Annotated in this window: 1 protein-coding gene; it reads left to right on the plus strand. The window is 68.7% G+C overall.

Annotation, left to right across the window (positions count from 1 at the left end; genetic code table 11):
• The coding region (locus tag D7X12_RS43370; protein ID WP_208719649.1) for an SIR2 family protein at positions 1–489 on the plus strand (489 nt) is incomplete at both ends.

Below are 489 nucleotides of genomic sequence, written 5' to 3' on the forward strand. Positions count from 1 at the left end.
GAACAGGTCCGTGGCATCGCACGCGAGCTGGCCTCTGCGGTCAGGTCCGGGGGTCTCGCGCTGTTCATGGGTGCCGGCACCGGGATCGCCGCCGGCCTACCCGGGTGGGACGAGCTCGTCGAGAAGATCGCTGCCGAGCTCGGGCTCGATCACTCGGCGGAGCAGTGGAAGGACCTCGGCCCGCTCGACGCAGCCGAGGTCCTCCGCCGGACGACGGAGCGCATCCCTGGGGAACCCCAGAAAAGTCTCGGTGACCACGTGAAGAAGCTGGTCGGGGACCAGCCCAGGTACGCCCTCCTGCACCTGCTCCTTGCCTCCCTCCGGGTGCAGGAGGCGATCACGACCAACTTCGACCGGTTGTACGAACACGCGGTGGCCGACATCGAAGGGCGGCGTCCGCTCGTGCTGGTCCCCGAGAAGGACCCGTCGCAGGTAGCCCGGGTCGGGGAGGCTCAATGGCTCCTGAAGCTGCACGGCGACGTCGAGAAC

Origin of the sequence: Corallococcus sicarius, assembly GCF_003611735.1 — a bacterium.
Taxonomy (GTDB): Bacteria; Myxococcota; Myxococcia; order Myxococcales; family Myxococcaceae; genus Corallococcus; species Corallococcus sicarius.